The sequence below is a fragment of the Parasphingorhabdus sp. genome, from assembly GCF_039939955.1.
Classification (GTDB): domain Bacteria; phylum Pseudomonadota; class Alphaproteobacteria; order Sphingomonadales; family Sphingomonadaceae; genus Parasphingorhabdus.
In genome coordinates this window covers 405460-424779 of record NZ_JBDVHS010000006.1, presented here as the reverse complement: position 1 = coordinate 424779, position 19320 = coordinate 405460, and the positions used below count along the sequence as shown (strand labels likewise).

The following is a 19320-nucleotide window of genomic DNA, read 5'->3' as shown; positions in this document are numbered from 1 at the left end:
CAGATAATGAGAAAATTTTTGACGATTTCTGCAGGATTAGCGGTCATGGCTGCCGCTGCTCCTGCACTTGCGCAGGAGGTGGCTGAAGTGGCCGATCCAAGCGCCAATACAGCCTATATACTCAACACTCTGTTGTTCTTGATCGGTGGTTTTCTGGTCATGTGGATGGCGGCAGGATTTGCGATGTTGGAAGCCGGTCTGGTCCGGTCGAAAAACGTATCCATGCAGTGTCTGAAAAATATCGGCCTATATTCGATCGCCGGTATCATGTTCTGGGCCATTGGCTATTCGATTGCATATCCCGGGTTTGAAGGTGGATTTATTGGAATCGCAGATTTCCCATATGCCATGCAAGGCGTGGGCGAAGCCGATGTGGGCACCGGATATTCGGTGGCTTCTGACTGGTTCTTCCAAATGGTCTTCTGTGCAACCACGGCGTCGATCGTTTCCGGCACTGTCGCAGAACGGGTAAAAGTCATTCCGTTCTTCATTTTCGTGTTCGTCCTGACCGGCTTTATTTATCCCGTCATTGTGAGCTGGGAATGGGGCGCTGGCTGGCTCGATGCAATGGGCTTCAGTGATTTCGCCGGTTCAACGCTGGTCCACTCCACAGGTGGCTGGGCGGCTCTTGCTGGTGCTTTGATCATCGGTCCCCGTCTCGGGCGCTATGTTGATGGCAAGATTACGGTCATGCCGGGTTCGAGCATTCCGTTGGCAACATTGGGTACGTTCATCCTGTGGCTCGGTTGGTTCGGTTTCAACGGCGCTTCGCAGCTTGCGATGGGCACGATCAGCGATGTCAGCGATGTCTCGAAGATCTTTGTGAACACCAATATGGCTGCGGCCGGCGGTGTTGTCGTTGCGATCATCCTGACTCAGGTCTTGTACAAGAAAATTGACGTTACCATGGCGCTTAACGGTGCACTGGCTGGTCTGGTTTCGATCACAGCAGAGCCTCTGGCTCCGTCTGTGCCGCAGGCTATCCTGATCGGTGGTATCGGTGGTGCAATCGTGGTCTTCGCAGTTCCCATGCTTGATAAGTTGAAGATTGATGACGTCGTTGGCGCCATCCCTGTTCACCTTCTCGCCGGTATCTGGGGCACGTTGGTCGTTCCTTTCTCCAACACCGAAGTGCCGTTCATGGCGCAGCTGACCGGTGTTGCCGCAACCGGCGTGTTCGTGATGGTCACGAGTTCGATCGTCTGGTTTGCAATCAAATATACCGTTGGTATCCGTCCAAGCGAAGAGCAGGAAATGCTTGGTATGGACATAGCCGAGGTGGGTGTCGAAGCCTATCCGGAGTTTGCCAAAGGTTAAACAGTTTGGCGCCGGCCTACTCCTCCCATGTTCCGGTCGGCGCCTCACCTTGTTCCTCCTGTGAACAACTTACTATCTGGCCGGTGATGTGAAAACATCCCGGCCCTTTTTTGTGTGTTGTGCGGACAGGCGCCGGCCCAAGTTTGGAAACTCAGGCCAGCGTCTATAAGATCAACCCAGATCTGCTTTGATAAATTCTGCGGCGCGTTCACCAATCATGATGCTTGTCGCATTGGTATTGCCGCTGATAATCTCCGGCATGATTGAGGCATCCGCAATATAGAGGCCATCCAACCCCTGGAATTTCAAGCGGGCATTGACCACGGCTGCATCATCTGGACCCATGCGGCAGGTGCCGACAGGATGATAGACGGTATCGGCACGGTCGCGGATCAGTGCGTCTAGCTGCGCATCATCTTCCATGTTGATCGGATGCCGGTCCGTTGGTGTGAATTCGGTCAACGGCGGCGTTTCCAATATGCGTTTCATATGCCGGACACCCTTGCGCAGGGTCGCGATATCGCGGTCATCATCGAGGAAGTTCGGATCAATTGCAGGCGGCGCTGTCGGATCGCTGTCGTCGAGTCTGACCGATCCCTTGCTATGCGGTCGCAGCACGCAAGCATGACAGCTAAAGCCGTGCCCTTTTACTTTCTCACGCCCATGATCTTCGAGCACTGCCGGCACGAAATGATATTGGATATCGGGGGCAGGGACGTCGGGTCCGCTGCTCCAGAAACCACCGGCTTCGGCATATGGGGTTGTCATAATCCCGGTGCGCTTGATCCGGTGCTCCAGTATCGCCTTGCCCATGCGCATTGTGCCTTGCAGAGAGTCGCCGATCAGCTCTTTGGATTCGGTCTGATAACCTGAAACAAAATCGATATGGTCTTTTAGATTGGCGCCGACCTCGGGCTTGTCGAGAACGACATCTACACCCTTGTCCTTAAGATGCGCAGCCGGACCAATGCCCGAAAGTTGCAAGATATGAGGTGATCCGAAAGCGCCGGCAGACAGAACAACAGCTTCTTTGGCGACAATAGTTTCGCCGCCCGAACCGCGCTTGATCTGTACGCCGGTCACGCGGCCATCTTTGACGATCAGCTTCTCGACCAAAGACTTGGTCTTGATCGTCAGATTGGCGCGAGAGCGGGCCGGTTCGACATAGGCGCGCGCGGCCGACCAGCGTTCACCGCCTTTCTGGGTGACTTGATATAGACCGATGCCTTCCTGCTTCTCGCCATTGAAATCATCGAGAATGGGCAGCTGCAAGTTGCGTGCTGCTTCGATAAAAGCGACGCTCCCTGGATTGGGCCATTTCTGGTCGGACACGGACAGCGGGCCGTCGCCGCCATGATAATCATCGCCGCCGCGCTCATTGCCTTCCGACTTTTTAAAATAGGGCAGGACATCGTCGTAAGACCATCCGTCGCAGCCCATCGCCGCCCAATTGTCATAATCCCATTTGTTGCCGCGAATATAGACCATTGCGTTGATTGCGCTGGAACCGCCCAAGCCGCGCCCGCGTGGTTGATAACCGGTGCGCCCGTTCAGGCCTTTTTGGGGAACGGTATCAAATTTCCAATTGGCGTTCTTCAACAGAAATGGCATCATTCCGGGTGTTTTGACGAGGAAATTGTCATTTCGTCCACCCGCCTCAATCAGACAGACAGAATGTTTTCCATCCTCGCTTAGCCGTCCCGCGGCTGCGCTGCCGGCGGAGCCGCCGCCGATGACGATGATGTCATATTCTGCCATGCTTCTTTCTCCTGCTCTGCCCAGCGCGCCTTTATGGTTTCGCTGCTTTCTCTGGAGCCGTCATGGCTCCATCCGGGCGGTTTTATCAAATAGTTGATCTTGTGCCGCCACGGGGCGCTCCAGAGATCTTTGGCAATGCCAATCCATTCATGAAATGCAGCCCATAATAGGTTAAAACTATTGAGGTTTTTGATGATTCCATATTGAATATTTTCAGCATCTGTTTCCGGTTCATAGGTTCCGAACATCTTATCCCAGATGATGAAGACACCGGCATAATTGCTGTCGAGATAGCGCGGGTTGGTGGCATGATGCACGCGGTGGTGTGACGGTGTATTCATCACCGCTTCGAACCAGCGCGGCATCCGGTCAATCGCTTCGGTGTGGATCCAATATTGATAGACCAGATTCAGTCCCGAGAGGAAGAACACGAGCGCCGGCGGAAAGCCCAAGAAAAACAACGGCAGGGAGAAGATGAAGCTGAGGGCAAAAAAGCCGGTCCATGTCTGACGCAGAGCCGTAGTGAGGTTATAATGTTCGCTGCTGTGATGGATAACATGCGATGCCCAGAACCAGCGGACCCGATGGGCGGTGCGATGGAACCAGTAATAGGCAAAGTCATCCAGCACAAAAGCCACCGGCACGACCCATAAGAGATTTTGCCAGCTTAATTCTATGTCAAAGAACCGATGCTCATATGCCCATAGGCTGAGCGCAAGGACAAAGCCGCCGGTTAGAAAGCCTGATACGACGTTGCCGGTTCCCAGAGCCATAGATGTGAATGCATCCTTGGTCTCATAGCGAATCTTGGTATTTTTTCGGCTCCACCACCATTCCAGAGCAACAGTGATGATGAAAAATGGGATCGCCCATTGGGTTGGAGATGGTAGGTTTTCCATGACGCTATCTACTTACAAGAATGTTAGTTGATGTCTAGTCGTCGTGATTAATTGTCGGAAGCGAGTGCATCGACAATCGCGCGAACCGGTGTGATGTCATAGCCTGCATTGCCAGCGAGCCGGGCAATTTCATCTGGTGCAACGCCCTGTTTCGCTTGCGCTAGCGACCAGAGCAATGTGGAGCGGGTGCCGGAACGGCAATAGGCCAATGTCTTGCCTTCTGTGCCGTCCAGTGCGGCAATCATGGCATCAACCTGCGGCGCAGAAAAACCGCTATGGGTGATCGGAATCGCGACAAAGTCGATTCCTGCAGCACCGGCAGCGGCTTCGATGTCCGCACTTTGTGGCGCGGATGGATCTTCTCCGTCTGGGCGGTTGTTGATGATCAGGGTAACACCGTCGGCTTTAGCCGATGCGACATCTTCTAATGTTATTTGCGGAGCGACACTAATTTTGTCTGTGATTTTCCGGAACATGCTCTGGGTCTCCTATAGCGGAAAGGACATTTTGGCTGTGTTTACCGCGCTGCATGGGATGAAAGCAATCGGCAATAATAGGGGTAGGTTGTTTATAGATTTACATGTTCCGCTTCGGTGACATCGCGGATGACTGCCAAAAAGGCTTCTCCATGTTTCTCCAGCTTTGCTGCACCGACGCCCGGAAGCTCGCTAAGTGCCGTCAGGCTACCCGGTTTCAAACCGGTCATATCACGCAGCACGCTGTCATGAAATATCACATAAGGGGGAACGCCAAGCTCTTTGGCCAGTTCCATTCGTTTCGCACGCAATGCTTCAAACAGGGGGTTACCGAAAGGATTGGGAGAGCTGCTGCTACCACGCCGTTTGCGTGACGCGCGCTTAGGTGGTTCGATTATCGCAATTTCCTGCTCGCCTTTCAGGATTTTGCGCGCCTCGGGTCCGAACATCAGGCCGCCATGTTCCGTATTGCGCAGGGCATCGCGTAGCAATAGCGAGCGGGATACCGACTTTATTAGCGGGGCTTCTTCTTCACCGACAATATCGAATACCGAAAGCTGGTCATGTCCGCGAGAGAGGATTTTCTCTTCCTGTCTACCGGTGAGCACGGCTTCGAGATGTGTGACCCCGAAACTCTGTCCGGTGCGATAGACGGCGGACAGAAATTTGCGCGCCAGTTCGGTGACATTGCGGGTGACCGGTGCATTTAAACAATTATCGCAATTTCCGCATTGCTCTGGCGGATTTTCACCAAAATGCCGTAATAGTACCGACCGGCGGCATCCGGCTGCTTCGACCAGACCGCCCAATGCAGCAAGCCTGGTGCGTTCGCTATCTAGCCGGTTCTGATCGATTTCGCCTAACCGTTGCCGCGCTTTCGCGAAATCTTCGGCTCCCCAGAACATATGCGCCTCGGCCGGATCGCCATCGCGGCCGGCTCGACCAGTTTCCTGATAATAAGCTTCGATCGACTTGGGCAGGCCTGCATGGGCGACAAAGCGGACATCAGGTTTGTCGATTCCCATACCGAACGCGATGGTCGCGACCATCACCATATCTTCAGATGCGACAAAATCAGCTTGGTTCTTCTGACGCACTTCGGGCGGCAGGCCGGCGTGATAGGCGCGGGCGCTTCGCCCTGTGCTGGCAATCCGGTCTGCCATTTTTTCGGTTGCGGCACGGGTTTGTGCATAGACGATGCCCGGCCCGGGCGTGCGCTCAACAATGTCTCCGATTTGTCGCGCTAAACCGACGCGTGGGCTGATGCTATAGCGGATATTGGGGCGGTCAAAGCCGGCGAGGATGAGGCCATCCTGTTCGATACCCAACTGCACCAATATGTCGTCGCGCGTATGCGCGTCGGCAGTGGCGGTGAGCGCGAGGCGCGGTACCGTGCCGAAATGATCGAGCAACGGACGCAGCAGCCGGTAATCGGGTCGGAAATCATGACCCCATTCGGATACGCAATGGGCCTCATCTATGGCAAAGAGTGAAATATCGACTTGTTCGAGCAGTTCCCGGAAATGCGGCTGCGACGCCCGTTCAGGGGCGGCGTAAAGCAAATCGAGTTCGCCAGCTTTCAAGCGCGCAATGGTCTCGGCGCGGTTATCGTCAGCAGAGGTGAGGGTAGCCGCCCGGACGCCAACGGCTTCGGCGCTACGCAATTGATCGTGCATCAAAGCGATTAGTGGAGATATGACTATAGTGGTGCCGGAATTTGCGATGGCGGGCAGTTGATAGCAGAGTGATTTTCCCGAACCGGTCGGCATGACAGCAAGCGTATTCCGCTTCTCCATAACTCGCGCCACTACCTGATTCTGCATGCCACGAAAGCTGCTGAATCCGAACGTTGATTTGAGCAGAGGAAGGAGCGCTTCGGTCATTCTTCTTTCCCTAGCCAGAGACGACACTCTGCGAAACCGCAAAAGCAACAATGACCGAAATTGTAGTTTCTGTCTGGTGGTTGTTAAACCATCTCGCGCTGGTCTTCTGCCTGCCGCGTCCACATTTCCGCATAGAGCCCGCGTTTGGCGAGCAGTTGCTGGTGGCTACCACGTTCGGCAACACTACCTTCGTTGAGCACGATAATCTCGTCGGCGTGGGTGATGGTCGAAAGCCGATGGGCGATGATTAATGTCGTGCGCCGTTCTGATATTTTCGCGAGCGTTGCCTGAATTTCGTCTTCAGTGCGGCTGTCGAGCGCCGAAGTGGCTTCGTCCAGGATCAGGACCGGCGGGTTTTTCAGCAAGGTTCGTGCGATCGCAACCCGTTGCTTTTCACCGCCGGATAGTTTCAGCCCGCGTTCGCCGACCTGCGTATCATAACCGTCGGGCAGCTTCGCGATGAAACCATCCAAGGCGGCCCCGCGTGCGGCTTCCTCAATGTCTGTCTGGCTCGCGCCTTCACGGCCATAGCCGATATTATAACCGATACTGTCGTTGAACAGCACACTGTCCTGCGGGACAATGCCGATGGCACCGCGCAGACTATGTTGGGTGACTTCGGATATGTCCTGACCGTCTATCCATATCCGTCCGCCTTGCGGATCATAGAAACGGAACAATAATCGTGCGATGGTCGACTTGCCGGCGCCCGAAGGCCCGACAATGGCCAGGGTCCCATCAGGTGGCACCTTGAAATCCAGGCCATGCAAAATTTGCCGATCTTCTTCATAGTTGAAAAGCACATTCTCAAAGCGGACGGTGCCATCCGATACGTGCAGCGGCTGTGCGCCCGGTTTGTCGATGATTTCCTGTTCGGTATCGATCAATTTGAACATCGCGTCCATGTCGACCAGACCTTGACGGATGGTTCGATAGACCATGCCGAGTAGATCTAGCGGACGGAATAATTGCATCAGCAGCGCGTTGACCAGTACCAGATCACCTACGGTCAGATCACCTTGCTTCCAGCCATAAACACTGAATCCCATGGCGCCGATCATGGCCAGATTGGTGATGATAGACTGGCCGATATTCAGCAGACCGAGAGAGTTTTCCGATTTGACTGCTGCATTGGCCCAGTCTTGCATCGCTTTGTCATAGCGCTCGCTTTCACGGCGTTCTGCGGTGAAATATTTGACGGTTTCGTAATTTAGTAGAGCATCTACGGACCGGCCAATCACGCGCGTGTCCATATCATTCATCTTAGCCCGCAGCGCATTGCGCCAGTCTGTTACCTTGCGGGTGAAGGTAATGTAGATCGCGACCATCGCCATCGTTGCCGCGACCAATCCAAAGCCGAATTTAATCTGGAAAATAACCAAAACTGCGGTCAACTCGACGACCGTCGGCGCGATGTTGAACAGCAGGAAATAGAGCATGATATCGATGCTCTTGGTGCCGCGTTCGATGATCTTGGTGACTTCTCCGGTGCGCCGCCCCAAGTGAAAACGCAGCGATAAATTATGGAGATGGGTAAAGACATTGGTCGCCAGGCGCCGGGCTGCCTGCTGCCCAACTTTTTCAAACACAATATTCCGCAGATTATCGAACATCACCTGACCGAAGCGCGCCAGACCATAAGCGGCAACAAGGGCAAGCAGAACCGTCAATTCCATGTTCAGTTCATCGTTGGACATGCCATCGACAACCGCCTTGTAGAGGAACGGCATGGTGAGAATTGCCGCCTTCGCACAGAGTACGAGCAGACCGGCGATCACAATCCGCAATCGCAGAGTCGGTTCGTTCTTTGGCCATAAATAGGGCAAGAACCGCTTGAGCGTAGGGATCATCGGTGGGTCGATCTGACCCTCAGTGCTTTGGTCGGGTGGCATGCCCCCGGATGTAGGACCGCCAGTGCAGAAAGTCTATCCGGCTAAATTATGCAACGGCTTGGTGCTTGATTAAAAGCTGCCGCTGACGGTCAGCCGGTAAACCAGCCCGAAAGTGCGGCTGCGATCCTCGACAAAGGCGACCAGGCCATTGCGCCGGTCGACAAAAGCGGTGCGGGTGAACCGTTGTTTCCGGTCGAGAATATTGTTCACCTGCGCCTGTACTGTCAGGCCGAGTATATCTTTATGCTCAACAAAGGCCCAAGCGAAGGGCGCTTTTTGCCGGAAACGGGTTATCTGGTCCAGGCGCAGAAAATTCGAGCCTATATATTGTTCGGCGCCAAGGCCCCATGCCCACGGGCTGCCGGGAATATCGTGCCGGAAATCGACTTCATAGCTGTAGATCCGATCCTCGTTGGTACGGCGTGAATTGCCAAGCAGCGGATCGGTCAGCTCGCTGCGCCGGACCTCGGCTTCAATATCCAGCTTTGCCCCTTTCCAGCCGATCGGATCAAGCAAGATACTGGATGTCAGTTTGACACCATAGCGGTTGGCGCTGTCCAGGTTGCCGCGCGCTTCGGTCGTGTCGGTGATCGGGATGGAATCAACGATGTCGCTGATTTTCTCACCATAGATATTGACGGAAAGCGATCCCCAAGGCCCGAGATTCTGTGATGCTTTCAGTTGCGCCCGCCAATGTTGTGGTGGCACCAGTGCGGGATTGCCGGCATCATTGGTATCGTTGCCAACATTGATCGATTGGACAAAATCGGAAAAGTCCAGCTGGCCGACCCTGCGTTCGAGCTGCAGGCTGACATCGAGGCCGGGCTCCGGTTTCCAAGCGAGTGTGACTGATCCTTTCGGACGGACAAAAGAGCGGCTCTGCCCGAGTGGCCCGCTTTGGCTGATCTGGCTATATTCACCGCCGGCAGAGGCCTGCAAGGTCAACTTCTCGGAAAGCGGACGGCCGAAGGTCCCGATGACCTCACCGCGATATTCGGTTACCTTGCTGTCGGCATTGGTCAAGGGGAGGGGCTGGAAAATGCCCTGCGCGTCCAGTTCCGACAGCGTGGCTTCATTTTCGAGGAAATTATAGGCGCCTTCCAGATTGATGCCCCAGTCCGTGCCTCCATCGGTTTTCCAGCTATATTCGCTGCGCAGGACACTCTCGCCTTCGTCGACCTTGCGCTGGAACAATCTGCCGCTGATCGGGGTGATGCCGTCGGACAATGTCCGGCCAAAGAAATCCTCGAACGGACTATGCTCAAGCCGCTGCAACCCGATCAGCTTGAGCCGTCCGCCGCCCAGATCAAATTCATAATCGGCGCTTAGCTCGGCATTCCATTCATTCTCCTGCCCGGTGAACAATTCGAAAATATCGGGCTGTCCCTCCGTGGTGCGCAGGGTCGTGACCCGCTCGCGAAAGCGGTTCAGCGCATATTGCGCGTTGATGTTGAACAGCGACCCGGCTTCGCTGCTCCGCGAATAGGCGACGCTGACCGCCGGGCGGTCGGCGCGGTTGCGGGCAATTTCGACGCGCTCGAACAGAAGCTCGCCAGATCCGTCAAATACTTGCTCAGGTCCCTGGGCGCCGTTGCGGTGTGAATCATTCTGCACGGCCAGCGTGAAATCGCCATTTGCGAGCTTGCCGGTGATCGATGCTTCACCTTCCAGCCAGTTATTGCCCGACCGGCGCCAGCGCGGCCGCCATTCGAAAATGCCGCTGATACCACCGCCCTGATCGGATGCGGTGACGAGGTTCAGGACCTGCCCAGATAGTCCGGAGATGCTCAGCGTCGCGCCATCGACAATTTCTACACGCAGAACATTGTCCGCGGCAATGCGGCGCAATACGGTGAAGGCATCGTCATTCTTGCCGGAGATACGGGCGCCGTTGATCAGGACATTTTCATCTGCCTGACCCAGCCCGCGCTGGTCATCATTGCCGGTATCAATGGTAAAGCCGGGAACCTGTCGGACCATGTCCAGCGCGTTGCGGGGATTGAAGCGCGCAAATTGCGCGGCCTCGTAAATTTGCCGTCCGCCTTCGGTGCGCGGCTGCAAAGAGTTGCTGGCTGCCGTTTGCGCATGTGCCGCGACGGGGAAAAGGCTTGATGCCACCATCGCGCTCATAGCTATGCCAGTCAAAGTCCGTATTTTGTTGATCAAGATATCCCCCCAAGGGCCATTTGCTTCGGAAAGCAGCTGCTATGTCTAACAAGTTTTACTCGATACTACATTTCGATAAACTACATGCGTAGTCGGATGAACTGCATTGTCTCTGGCCTATGATAAGTCATTCTATCTTAACGTTTGTTAAAAAGAAGCACCCAAGCGGCCGCGCAATTGGCGAGTGTGTAAACGAAATAGAAAATAACCGCAGTCAGCATATTCATATTCGCAAAGATCATCGTCGCGACGAGCATGAAGAATTCTAGTATATAACTGCCATAGGGGCCCAGCACTTTGCGAAAGCCGCCGCGTGCTTCGGCCATGATCGGATGGTCGCTCTCCAGCATGGCCTTGTGCATCGCGAAATTGGCGATGCCGCATATAAAGACAATAAAAATATACATGGCTTCAACATAGGTCGGTTTGCTGCCATTGTCATTCCATCAGAAAAATAATCTCCCTTCAACGGGACAGGAGCGGTGAATGGATTTTGCAGGCAAGACAGCGATCATCACAGGCGGCGCAACCGGCATTGGTTTCGCGCTGGCAAAGCAGATGGGCAGGGCGGGTGCGCGGATCATATTGTTTGAGCCGCGCGAAAATCGCCTGCAGGAAGCGGTCACCGCGCTGACCGCAGAAAATATTGATGCGAAATATCTGGTCGGTGATGTCAGCAAAGCGGAAGAGATCGAGGCGCTCGCTGATTTTGCCTGGGCGGAGAACGGGCGCGGCGATATCATTGTCAACAATGCGGGCGTCAGTGGCGGACGCGAACGCGTGCTCGGCATGGATATGGCCGAGGCGAGGGCGCTCTATGATGTTAACTTCTGGGGCGTGTGGAACGGTATTTCGACCTTCGGCAACCGCTACAAAGCCGATGGCCAGCCTTCTGCAATCTACACGGTTGGCTCAGAAAACAGCCTGTTCAACGCGCTACCGAAAACTGGCGGCGCCTATGTGTCGAGCAAACATGCTGTGCTTGGCCTCATGGACGTGCTGCGCCGCGAGGCACCGGAGAATATCGAACTGGGACTGATCATACCCGGCTGGGTGAAGTCGGAACTGTCAGAGTTGCAAGCGGACGAGGCGATGGACACCGACAAATTTGCCGCGATCATCTTCAAACAGATGCAGGCCGGCGAATATTATCTGGTCAGCCATCCCTATAATGTCGTGCGCATGGAAGAACGCTGGGCCGAGGTCTATCGCGCCTTTGAAAAATATGCCCCGCGCCATGAAGGTGATGATGAGGGGGACATCCAGCTTTGGGTGGAACGGACGCGAGCCGGGCGGAAGGGCTAATCATCGGTTCCTGATCTGGGCGCTCTCTTTAGAAATGGAATGAAGGCGGGGACCCGGTTCCGATAGTCTCGATAGGGTTCTCCGATGTCTTCGATCAGATCCGCCTCCTCAAATGGTGTTGCCAGCAATATATATACGATGGTTGAGAGTGCGAATACGATATGCCCAACGGTCAGGTGAGGCGTTAAGAGGGGTGTCACCATCCAGCCGAGGCTGATCGGGTGTCTAACGATCGCGTAGAGATAGCGTGCTGTCATAGCCGATGATTTTGGCGGTGATTGTCTGAAGTTATTCCAAGCCTGTGCCAATCCAAAAAATCCAAAATGGCCAAAGTGGAATGTGGCGGCAACCATCATAGCCCAGACACTCAGATAGGCCGCAACAATGGCTGTGGAGGCACCGGTAGACGAGGCCCGCCAGATTGTGATGGGGATCGGTTGCCAGAAGTAGACAAGCCCGGCTGTCATGAATGCCGTCATATATAGATATGTCGCCCGCTCGATCGGTGGGGGAAGGATTTTGACCCACCATCGTTTGAATGACGCGCGGGCGGTGATCGAATGATGTAAGCCAAATAGCCCGACCAGAACTGCATCAATCGCAATGGCAAGCCATAATTCGATCGTAGCTCCATCGCTTATTCCCTTGGGCACGCCAAAATTTGCTAGAAAGCCCATAATATAGATGATGGATAGCATCGCCACGCAATAGGCGATCATCGCATAGAGGAGCATTGGGATTCTGGTTATCATATCAAATTTCCTTAGATAGCAATTGAACACAAGCCGCCGGTCAGCGGCGGCTTGTGTTGAGCATCACGCCCAATTTTTCTCATGATCAGCATGTGTCTTGAGATAGGCACCTGGATCGAAATGTTTGTCATAAAAACCTGTGTCGAGCTTATGAGCTTGCAAATACATAAGGGTCAGTATTGCCGGCACTTTTGCCGGAAATCTACCAAATGTATCTTGCACATATTGCGCCATTGTCGCGACACAATCGATAAATTCATCATCCATAGGTGCACCTTTGCGGCGGACGGCGTCGCTTTCTTTATATGGCCCTTTGGTGGTTTCGTTGAACGGCCCTCCAGAACCAAATTTACGTTTCACAACGGACTCAACTGCAGCACGCATATCCTTGAAATGCGGTTGGCAGTGGCCTTCCAATATCCCTTCCAAGCCGGTGATATGTGGCAAAGGTTGATCCGGTAGCATATCATATCGAAAGCCCAATCCCGGTACGTCCGGATCGCCGCTTGCGCCGAGGACCGAAAACGGATTGAGACCGTCATACATCCATCCACCAAGACCCATCGCTTGGAGCATAAGCGCGCCGCTGTAGCAGGAACAGGATAGTTCCACGGTTACCTCGGTCGCGCACACTTGTTCAACATATGACAAGGGATAGGGGTTTTCTATGTCGACCAGATTTTTGAACTTTTCCAAACCAGGAATGGGGCGATTGTTCACATCATCATATATGCAAACGCCATTTTTCGTGAAGTAGCAAAGAACCTGGATGACATGCTCTGCGAGATCGGCAACCGGAAAGATCAAGGTGCTGCCTGGTACATTGGAACACCATTCATTGTGCATTTCCATATGCTGTGGCTGTCCGGGTATCTTTAAGCGACCGTCAGCAATTTTGACGATTCTGGATTTATGGGCATCGAGATAGGCCTTTAAATCCGTCTCACCTTTGGCATTTTTTGTCGTCGTCGCGGGCATGTCACGCGTCGGAAGAAAATAGACACCATTGTCATCGGTGTAGAAAAACTCTGTGATCTGAAACCCTGCGCATGAAGGAAAACTACGGCCGCCCGCCGCTCCGGCATAGTTCGGAATATGAGGCAGGTAGCTTTGGTTATAGGGAATCAGGTTCGACCAACCGGTGTTCCCGGCTACCGTGGTCAGAAGAAGAATTTGTTCCAATTCCGACAATGGAGCGGGTTTATGTTTTGAGGTATAGGCGAGGGGGCCGTCGGGAATAGAAGCACCATGCGCAAAGCGGCGGGATCTTCTGCCGTGGATCGCTTCAATCAGAGGAAATTGCGTCGCCTCAATCAGGCCTTTGGGAAGCCCGGGAATGCGGTTGAGCAATATATTCCCGTTCGACTTCAGCTTCTCTGCCGAAGCACTGGCGCCAAATCCGGCAAGTATGGTCCCTGCCCCGAGCATCGAAGCGCCGAGTATTTTTCGTCTGGATGCATTGAGCATATTCTATCTCCATTCATGAGCAACACGAATGCTGGGTTGCTTTAGACGCGGGCTATTCTGCTTTTTGAAGCGGGACCGTGAGACCCAGATTCGACAAGAACAGGTCAGATATGTCATTTAGGTGCTATGCCCATTCCCGATCCCACCCGCTCTGTTTCTGTTAGCCTTGTTGCCGTGCCGGCTGTGTCGGCGGCAATTCTCTACAGCCTGAATGAAATGTTTAATTGTGTGGGTATCGTATGGGAATCGATGACGGGACAGCGTTCCGATGTCTGTTCCATGACGCCGCGAATTGTGGCCCGCACGACGGATCCAGTCACCGCCAGTTTCGATATTAACATCTTGCCTAGCCATAGCTTCGATGAAGAACATGGTTCCGATGTGGTGATCGTCAGCAATCTTGATATGAAGGATCTGGTTGCCCCCGTGGGTCGGTGGAAAGAAGAGACCAAGTGGATACGGGATCAATATGAGCGTGGAGCGATTGTCTGCTCTGTGTGCACCGGGAGCGTGCTGCTGGCCGAGGCAGGGTTGCTTGATAAGCATGAAGCAACGACCCACTGGAGCGCCGCAGGTATTTTTAGAGAATTTTATCCCGACGTACTATTGAAGCCAGACCGCATTCTTGTGCCCACGGGCTTGGAACATCGCATTGTAACAAGCGGTGGTCCATCGTCTTGGACCGATTTGGCTCTCTACCTGATCGCGAGATTCTGTGGAGAGGAAGAAGCACGCCGGATAGCCAAGATATTCTTGATCGGAGACCGGTCAGAAGGGCAACTACCCTTTGCTGCGATGGTACGCCCAAAACAGCATAGTGATGCTGTGATTGCCCAAAGCCAGATATGGATCGCCGACAATTACGCGTTCGCCAATCCTGTTTCGCGAATGGCGCGGCAGTCCGGACTTGCAGATCGTACGTTCAAGCGCCGCTTTGAAAAAGCCACTGGATATGCGCCCCTAGACTATGTCCAGTCGCTTCGGATCGAAGAAGCGAAGCAGATGCTTGAAACAACTTCTGACGCTATTGAAGAGATAGCGATCAATGTTGGCTATGAGGAACCAAGTTCGTTTCGCCGATTGTTTAAACGGATAACGGGGATAACACCGCAAAAATATCGGGTGCGCTTTCAAACCGTTGCTTCAGGCGTGCGCTGAAGTTTATTTTGTGAGTCTTTGGTTGGTGCGGTTGCGCCTAGCTTGCCGAGCATTTCGGTCAGCCATCCCTATACTGTGCTTTCGAAAAATATGCCCCGCGTCATGAAGGTGACGATGAGGGGATGTCCAGCTGTGGGTGGAGCGGATGCGGGCGGCGCGGAAGGGCTAAACGCGAGCGTCCGCTATGGGCGAAAAAGCGGATATTAGCTTATCCGTTAGCGGATTGAGGTTTACTCCCCCGCTCGAGTTCATTTAAGCAATAAGTCGAGACGTGGCAGAGTGGCTGATTGCGGGTGCCCTCTAAATGGGAGCACTCTGGGGCTTTTAGAATTAGGCTTCACGCGGGTTCGAATCCCGTCGTTCCCCAATAATCGGGCTTAAGTCCGCTTTAGGGGTATTGCGGACATACAAACAAGAAAGTGATTGGTTAGTGCAATGAGCATCGAGGCAAAGCTAGGGCATAGTTTGGATTGTTTTCATATTGAGAACATGACTTTTCCGAACTTGGCTAAAGATCTAGTGCTTCATCTCTGGCTTCCGGAAGATTTGCCAGAAAACCCTAAGCGCGAAGACATTAGAAAGGAACTGCTTTTCCGGGATGTCATGCACTTTTCCTTCAACAAAGATGAAGACGAGGAAACTGCCTTTTCGATCCTTGATCCAAATATCGAAGAGATAGAAGATGGCACTGAGTTACTGAAGCAACTTGGCAGTTTCAGATATCCAGACCCAATTGGCAAGGTAACATACTGTGAGATTGAAGGTTGTGCCACAATCAGGATTGTAAGCCGGACTTGTCAGGTAAACTAATGTCCGCTTTCGGGATAAAGCAGTCTCTCCCCGCTATTTACACCCCTTCTAGCAAGCCTTCCTTCTTGATCTTCTCCTGCCACACCAATGGCGCCAAATGGTGCACGCTCTGTCCTTCGGCATCGACCGCAACGGTGACCGGCATGTCTTGCACTTCGAATTCGTAAATTGCTTCCATGCCGAGCTCTTCAAAGCCGACGACCTTCGACCCCTTGATCGCGCGGGAGACCAGATAGGCGCTGCCGCCGACCGCCATCAGATAGGCGCTCTTGTGTTTCTTGATCGAGCCGACGGTATCCAGCCCGCGTTCGGCTTTGCCGACCATGGCGAGCAGGCCCTGTTCCAGCATCATATCGGTGAACTTGTCCATCCGTGTGGCGGTGGTCGGGCCGGCTGGACCAACGACTTCTTCGCCAACCGGATCGACGGGGCCGACATAATAGATAACGCGGCCCTTAAATTCGACCGGCAGTTCTTCGTCGGCGGCCAGCATATCCTTAATCTTCTTATGCGCCGCATCGCGGCCGGTTAGCATCTTGCCGTTGAGCAGCAGCCGGTCGCCATGTTTCCATGTTGCGACTTCTGCTGCATCAAGTTGATCGAGATGCACGCGCTTCGCTTCCGATGACGGAGTCCAGTTAACATCCGGCCATTCGTCGAGCTTCGGTGCTTCGAGATAAGCGGGGCCGCTGCCATCGAGCGTGAAATGCGCGTGGCGGGTTGCTGCGCAATTGGGGATCATCGCGACCGGTTTGCCAGCGGCGTGGCACGGCCAGTCGCTGATCTTGACGTCGAGGATGGTGGAAAGGCCACCCAGTCCCTGCGCGCCAATGCCGAGCGCGTTGACCTTGTCAAAAATCTCGATGCGCATTTCTTCAATATCGTTGCGTGGCCCGCGTTCCTTCAACTGGCCCATATCGATCGGGTCCATCAGGCTCTGCTTGGCGAGCAGCACGGCGCGTTCGGCAGTGCCGCCGATACCGATGCCGAGCATACCGGGCGGACACCAGCCCGCGCCCATTTGTGGGATCATTTCGAGCACCCAGTCGATGATATTGTCGCTCGGGTTCATCATCTTGAATTTGGATTTATTCTCCGATCCGCCACCTTTGGCCGCAACATCGACGGAGACCTGGTCGCCGGGCACCATCTCGACATGCAGCACAGAAGGTGTGTTGTCCTTGGTATTGCGCCGGGTGAAAGCGGGGTCGGTCAGGATCGAGGCGCGCAGTTTATTCTCCGGGTGGAGATAGGCGCGGCGTACGCCCTCATCGACAAGTTCCTGCATGGATTTGGACGTGTCATCAAGCCGGCAATCCATGCCCCATTTGACGAAGACGTTGACGATGCCGGTATCCTGGCAAATAGGCCGGTGGCCTTCGGCGCACATTTTCGAATTGGTCAGAATCTGCGCAATTGCATCCTTGGCCGCCGGAGATTTTTCCGCTTCATAGGCCTCACCAAGCGCCCGGATATAATCCATCGGATGGTAATAAGAGATAAATTGCAACGCGTCGGCGACACTCTCTATCAGGTCAGCGGCTTTAATATTTGTGGTCATGGGTGCTCCAGAATGTCGGCAAATTTCTATCCGCGTGTCTTTGGCGGATATAAAGAGGTCGAGCAAGTCAGTAGAGATTGATGAATTTATCTGGCATCATTTTATCGTCGATTGTTGGACCTAATTGATGCACCTATTGCGTATGGACAATTTGGTTCTTTCCAAAGAATTGCTGAGCGGTTTGGCTGTGATCCTGACATTTGTGGCCTTCGCGCCCTATGTTAGGGCGATTATGCGCGGCGAAACCAAGCCGCATGTGTTCTCCTGGTTCATCTGGGGAGCCGGAACCACCGTAGTCTTTGTTGCACAGATGTCGGATGGCGCTGGCGTCGGGGCCTGGCCGATCGGGGTTTCCGGATTGATAACGATTTTTGTCGCGTTTCTTGCGCTTCGTAAATCAGCTGATCTTTCGATCGTGCCCCTTGACTGGTTTTTTTTGGTGCTGGCGCTGAGCGCTTTGCCTCTCTGGATATTGACCTCAACCCCATTGGCGGCGGTGATCATTCTGACCATTGTCGATATTCTCGGTTTTGGACCGTCGGTCCGCAAAGCTTATCATTTGCCAATGGAAGAAAATGTTCTGTTCTTCCTATTGGGGGCTTTGCGGAATGGAGTCGTGGTCGCCGCGCTGGAAAACTATTCTTGGACGACGGTTTTATTTCCCGCTGCCGTGGGAATTGCATGCGTGCTATTTGCGGCACTGATTGCGATCCGGCGTTTGGCGATACGATTGAATGTCTAGCTAAGGCTTTGCACCGATCCACCGTCCACCTGGATCGCCGTGCCGGTGATATAGCTCGCGGCCTCGGAACCCAGGAACACAGCAAGATTGGCAATTTCTTGGGGCTGACCAATCCGTCGAAGCGGAATTTGTGCGGCCATGCCTTGGGCGATCTCATCAATCGTTTTCCCGGAAGCGGCCGCTTGCGTTTCCAGAATTTGCGTGATGCGATCGGTATTGGTGAAGCCCGGGCAAACGGTATTGACCAATATATTGTCGGGGGCCACCTGATTGGCCAGAGTCTTGGCCCAGCCCAATACGGCCATGCGGATGCTGTTCGACAGGGTGAGGCCGGGCACCGGTTGCTTCACGCCGGACGAGGATATGTTGACAATCCGACCCCATTTCTGCGCTTGCATATGTGGCAAAACCAATCGGGTCGTCCGGACAACGGACATCAAGGTAAGTTCGACAGCCTTCGCCCAGTCCGCATCATCGAGATCTACAAATAGGCCGGGCGGCGGTCCGCCGGCATTGTTGATCAATATATCGATGCCACCCAGGCTCTCTGTTGTCGCAGCAACGATCCGGTCGATATCGTCGGCTTTTGACACATCGCCTGCGATGGCGACGCAATCCGGCATAAGCGCTGCGGCGGCATCCAGATTGTCTTGCGAGCGGCCACAAATGGCGACCCTAGCACCCGCTTCATAAAAGCCACGCGCGGTAGCCAGACCGATGCCTTTGCTGCCAGCGGTTATCAGTACCGATTTATTTTCGAGCTTGAGGTCCATAAATTGTCGATCCGTTCCTTTTGGGGTGTGTCCTAGATAGTGTTTGTAATTTGCATTGCTGATAAATGAACTACCATATCTGGGGTCGTAAATGAGTCATCTTCGGATGTGCATCGCTTGTGGATAGTTTTTTTTGTAAATTTTGGCATCGACTCTTGCGCTTTGCTTGAGGCTTAGAAACTCCATGCGTCGCTGCGATGCAGCATGAATCGCCTGTCGATGAAGCGATTCATTTATACGACGAATGGAGTCTTTAAAATGTCATTTACCCCCTTGCATAAAATTTCGATTCAGCCACTATAGGTTGTGGTTAGGCCGAGGGGGCGCACCAACTTATAGTGTTAGTCGTTTGTAACGTCGA

The 19320-nt window shown here is 53.8% G+C and carries 16 protein-coding genes and 1 tRNA gene; 6 read left to right on the top strand and 11 right to left on the bottom strand.

Annotation, left to right across the window (positions count from 1 at the left end):
• The first annotated feature begins 6 nt into the window (after positions 1 to 6).
• Positions 7 to 1317 carry an ammonium transporter gene (locus tag ABJG22_RS13145; RefSeq protein ID WP_348020722.1) on the top strand — a complete coding sequence of 437 codons (1311 nt, stop codon included), beginning with the start codon at positions 7 to 9 and terminating at the stop codon, positions 1315 to 1317.
• 171 nt (positions 1318 to 1488) lie between these two features.
• Here ABJG22_RS13145 and ABJG22_RS13140 read toward each other — a convergent pair whose 3' ends face one another.
• The 7 genes from ABJG22_RS13140 to ABJG22_RS13110 all read right to left on the bottom strand — a co-directional run bounded on the left by ABJG22_RS13140 (position 1489) and on the right by ABJG22_RS13110 (position 10798).
• Positions 1489 to 3075 carry a GMC family oxidoreductase N-terminal domain-containing protein gene (locus ABJG22_RS13140; protein WP_348020721.1) on the bottom strand — a complete coding sequence of 529 codons (1587 nt, stop codon included), beginning with the start codon at positions 3073 to 3075 and terminating at the stop codon, positions 1489 to 1491.
• Positions 3009 to 3974 carry a sterol desaturase family protein gene (locus ABJG22_RS13135; protein WP_348020720.1) on the bottom strand — a complete coding sequence of 322 codons (966 nt, stop codon included), beginning with the start codon at positions 3972 to 3974 and terminating at the stop codon, positions 3009 to 3011. The genes ABJG22_RS13140 and ABJG22_RS13135 overlap by 67 nt, the downstream gene beginning before the upstream one ends.
• Positions 3975 to 4021: 47 nt before the next feature.
• Entirely contained in the window at positions 4022 to 4450 is a 429-nt protein-coding gene (locus ABJG22_RS13130) for a TIGR01244 family sulfur transferase (protein ID WP_348020719.1), read from the bottom strand.
• 92 nt (positions 4451 to 4542) lie between these two features.
• Positions 4543 to 6333, bottom strand: coding sequence for a DNA helicase RecQ (gene recQ / locus ABJG22_RS13125; protein ID WP_348020718.1), 1791 nt, complete (start codon positions 6331 to 6333; stop codon positions 4543 to 4545).
• A gap of 83 nt (positions 6334 to 6416) precedes the next feature.
• Positions 6417 to 8225 carry an ABC transporter ATP-binding protein/permease gene (locus ABJG22_RS13120; protein WP_348020717.1) on the bottom strand — a complete coding sequence of 603 codons (1809 nt, stop codon included), beginning with the start codon at positions 8223 to 8225 and terminating at the stop codon, positions 6417 to 6419.
• Between the two features lie 69 nt (positions 8226 to 8294).
• Complete coding sequence (locus tag ABJG22_RS13115) at positions 8295 to 10355, bottom strand: TonB-dependent receptor plug domain-containing protein (RefSeq protein WP_348020716.1); 2061 nt, start codon at positions 10353 to 10355, stop codon at positions 8295 to 8297.
• A gap of 173 nt (positions 10356 to 10528) precedes the next feature.
• A complete protein-coding gene (locus tag ABJG22_RS13110) occupies positions 10529 to 10798 on the bottom strand; it encodes a hypothetical protein (protein WP_348020715.1) in 270 nt (89 codons plus the stop codon).
• A gap of 79 nt (positions 10799 to 10877) precedes the next feature.
• Here ABJG22_RS13110 and ABJG22_RS13105 point away from each other — a divergent pair, with 79 nt between their 5' ends.
• Positions 10878 to 11696 carry an SDR family NAD(P)-dependent oxidoreductase gene (locus tag ABJG22_RS13105; RefSeq protein WP_348020714.1) on the top strand — a complete coding sequence of 273 codons (819 nt, stop codon included), beginning with the start codon at positions 10878 to 10880 and terminating at the stop codon, positions 11694 to 11696.
• Here ABJG22_RS13105 and ABJG22_RS13100 read toward each other — a convergent pair.
• Both ABJG22_RS13100 and ABJG22_RS13095 read right to left on the bottom strand, forming a co-directional pair.
• The gene (locus tag ABJG22_RS13100) at positions 11693 to 12448 is read right to left on the bottom strand and encodes a hypothetical protein (RefSeq protein WP_348020713.1); all 756 of its coding nucleotides are present in this window, start codon (positions 12446 to 12448) and stop codon (positions 11693 to 11695) included. The genes ABJG22_RS13105 and ABJG22_RS13100 overlap by 4 nt on opposite strands.
• 63 nt (positions 12449 to 12511) lie before the next feature.
• On the bottom strand, positions 12512 to 13915 hold the full coding sequence (locus ABJG22_RS13095; protein WP_348020712.1) for a hypothetical protein: 1404 nt from the start codon (positions 13913 to 13915) through the stop codon (positions 12512 to 12514).
• A gap of 126 nt (positions 13916 to 14041) precedes the next feature.
• On the opposite strand from ABJG22_RS13095, the gene ABJG22_RS13090 reads away from it, so the two are divergent.
• From ABJG22_RS13090 to ABJG22_RS13080, 3 genes are all read left to right on the top strand, one after another.
• Positions 14042 to 15073, top strand: a complete 1032-nt coding sequence (locus ABJG22_RS13090) for a helix-turn-helix domain-containing protein (protein WP_348020711.1) — start codon at positions 14042 to 14044, stop codon at positions 15071 to 15073.
• A gap of 270 nt (positions 15074 to 15343) precedes the next feature.
• Positions 15344 to 15440: transfer RNA gene (locus ABJG22_RS13085), tRNA-OTHER, on the top strand.
• A gap of 68 nt (positions 15441 to 15508) precedes the next feature.
• Entirely contained in the window at positions 15509 to 15883 is a 375-nt protein-coding gene (locus ABJG22_RS13080) for a hypothetical protein (protein WP_348020710.1), read from the top strand.
• A gap of 37 nt (positions 15884 to 15920) precedes the next feature.
• On the opposite strand, the gene ABJG22_RS13075 is transcribed toward ABJG22_RS13080, so the two are convergent.
• Positions 15921 to 17444 (bottom strand): fumarate hydratase, encoded by a 1524-nt coding sequence (locus ABJG22_RS13075; protein ID WP_348020709.1) that lies wholly within the window; start codon positions 17442 to 17444, stop codon positions 15921 to 15923.
• Positions 17445 to 17586: 142 nt separating this feature from the next.
• Here ABJG22_RS13075 and ABJG22_RS13070 point away from each other — a divergent pair, with 142 nt between their 5' ends.
• The gene (locus ABJG22_RS13070) at positions 17587 to 18186 is read left to right on the top strand and encodes a hypothetical protein (protein WP_348020708.1); all 600 of its coding nucleotides are present in this window, start codon (positions 17587 to 17589) and stop codon (positions 18184 to 18186) included.
• On the opposite strand, the gene ABJG22_RS13065 is transcribed toward ABJG22_RS13070, so the two are convergent.
• Positions 18183 to 18959 (bottom strand): SDR family oxidoreductase, encoded by a 777-nt coding sequence (locus ABJG22_RS13065; protein ID WP_348020707.1) that lies wholly within the window; start codon positions 18957 to 18959, stop codon positions 18183 to 18185. The genes ABJG22_RS13070 and ABJG22_RS13065 overlap by 4 nt on opposite strands.
• Positions 18960 to 19320 lie beyond the last annotated feature (361 nt).